Raw genomic sequence first — 2,537 nt, 5'->3', positions numbered from 1 at the left:
TCCGGCGTGGAGGCCAGGCCGCCACGCCGTGACGATGGAGGCGCGCGCGATAGCCGCCGCATAGGTTCTCAACGGCCTGAAGGGTCGCGGCAACAATCAGGCGCTTTGCGGGCCGAGGGCGGRCCSTCGCGCCASGCGCAGCGGTCCGGACGCGCGAACACAGCYGGATTGCCACCGCATAGACAAGCTGCCGATTTGCAAGTGGGACGGCATTCCGAAGCAGCCCCGCAGCGCGCCTCTCGCGCAATGTCGAGCAATCTGTTCAACAAGGCTCTCGATGMCATCGGCCGAGCTCGGSACATCGTTCAATTCTCCTGTGCGGTGGTGCGCCATAGCGGCTTGCTGCGTGACCAGGAAGAGCAGGCAGCATTCCTGCAAGGAGCCGCTGTTCAATTCACYCGCCAGTTTCTGCCAAACTGGGAGCGGGATATCCGCGAGGGAGAATCGTTTGGATATGCGACCGTGTCCAACGCAGTCAGCCGCGAGCCTGGAGGCGAGGCGGGCATGCAGGCCTGCAGGGCCATGGCAGCAAGGGTGTCGAGGTCTACCAGCGCCCTCGACGATGTAGATGCTCGCGCGTTGCCGCTCTTAGCATTGTCGTTCGGTCGATATCCCCAACTGGCGGAATGCCGCGACGGCACAATCAGGATCGCCAAGTTCTGCMGCGACAACCSMGCAATGCTTCGCCAGCTGGACGCTCGCAACATCGCGCTGCTGGTGAACGGCTTYAGCAAGTGGCCTGACCAGCCAGGGTGTGGCGAGGGCACTTTCGCAGTTGCTGGTGAGGTTCTTCGCCGCGCTGAGACGGAGGGATTTTCCCAATTCAGTCCGCAGAACCTGACCAATCTGGTCAACGGCTTCAGCAAATGGCCGAAACAAGCGGAGTGTCGGGACGCCACCAGCGCTATCGGCACCGAGGTGACGTACCTCGCAGGCCGAGCCAAGCGGCTTTCCGATTTCGAACCGCAGGGCCTGGCGAACCTGGTGAACGGTTTCAGCAAATGGCCGAGCCAGGCGAAGTGTCGGAAAGCCACTAGCGCTATCGGCACCGAGGTGACGCGCCTTGCAGGCCGAGCCAAGCGGCTCTCCGATTTTAGCCCTCAGGGCCTGTCGAACCTGGTCAATGGCTTCGGCAAGTACCCGGAAGAACAGGATTTGCGCCAAGCTGCGGCGGATATCGCCGCCGAGATCGTTGGCCGCGCCGGCCAGCTCAATAGATTTCCACATCAAGAGTTGGCTAATCTGGTGAACGGGTTCGGCAAATGGCCCGAAGACATCGACATGCGCCATGCTACCGTTGCCATTGCCGGCGAGATCGTTGCGCGTGCCAAAGAGCTCGGCGGATTCACTGATCAACATCTGGCGAACCTGGCGAACGGATTCAGCAAATGGCCCGAACAGACGCGCGAGGCGACGGTTTCCATTGCGGGCGAGGTCGTTACCCGAGCCGGCGAGCTTAACAGATTTGGGTATCAAGAGTTGGCCAACCTGTTGAACGGTTTCAGCAAGTGGCCCGAACAGACGCGCGAGGCGACCATTGCCATCGCGGGCGAGATTGTTGCCCGAGCCGGAAAGCTCAAGGAATTTGCGAATCAAGAGTTGGCCGATCTGGTGAACGGTTTCAGCAAGTGGCCGGAGCAGGCAAGCACGCGCGAGGCGATGATCGCCATCGCCTCTGAGCTCAGTCGCGCCGCCAACCGATTGCGCGGTTTTCCTGGTCAGGAACTGGCCTATCTGATCAATGGCTTCAGCAAGTGGCCGCAAGAGCCAGGCATGCGCCAGGCGGCGGTCGCCATCGCCGGGGAGATCGCCTCCGGTGCCGACAAAATCAGGGGATTTACCCATCAGCAGCTGGCCATACTGGTGAACGGTTTCAGCAAGTGGCCGCTGGAGGAGCGAAATCGGCAAGCCACGGCCGCCATCGGCGGCGAGGTCCTTCGCCGCGCCGATCACCCAAATGTCGGGCTCTCCGACTTTGCTCCGCTGAGCCTGGCCAATTTGGTGAATGGCTTCAGCAAATGGCCGCAAGAGCCAGGCATGCGCCAGGCTGCAGTTGCCATGGCTGGGGAGATCGCTTCCCGCGTCGGCAAAATCAAGKGATTTAGTCATCAGCATCTGGCGGTCCTGGTGAACGGTTTCGGCAAGTGGCCGCAAGAGGAGCGCAATCGGCAGGCCGCGGTCGCCATTGGCGAGGAGGTCCTTCGCCGCGCCGACCGCCCGGATGTCGGGCTCTCCGATTTTACGGCGCAGGATTTGGCGCTCCTGGTGAACGGCTTCGCCAAGTGGACGCAAGAGCCGGTGTGCTATCAGGCTCTGGGGGAGATCGCCCGCGGTCTAGGCCCCAAGGGCCGTCGCTTCGGCGCGTTCGCGACGCCACGGCTTGCGATGGTCGCGAATGGTCTGGCGCGGGGTATCCTGCAGGGCGAGGAAGCCGGGGAGGTCGCCGAACCAGCTTTGCTGAAGGAGCGGCTGCAGCAGCTGGCGCATTATCTYCACTATGCCGAGGACCGGCTGCAGCAGGCCGATGTCCTGGCCAT

The 2,537-nt window shown here is 62.5% G+C and carries 1 pseudogene; it reads left to right on the top strand.

Annotated elements, in window-relative coordinates:
- Positions 1–678 precede the first annotated feature (678 nt).
- Positions 679–2,537 (top strand): annotated as a pseudogene (locus LCM4577_RS27120) (hypothetical protein); the annotation flags it as partial.

The sequence above is a fragment of the Mesorhizobium sp. LCM 4577 genome, assembly GCF_001854795.2.
GTDB lineage: Bacteria > Pseudomonadota > Alphaproteobacteria > Rhizobiales > Rhizobiaceae > Mesorhizobium > Mesorhizobium plurifarium.
The sequence above is the reverse complement of the archived record's forward strand: the minus strand, read 5'-3'. Positions and strand labels throughout refer to the sequence as shown.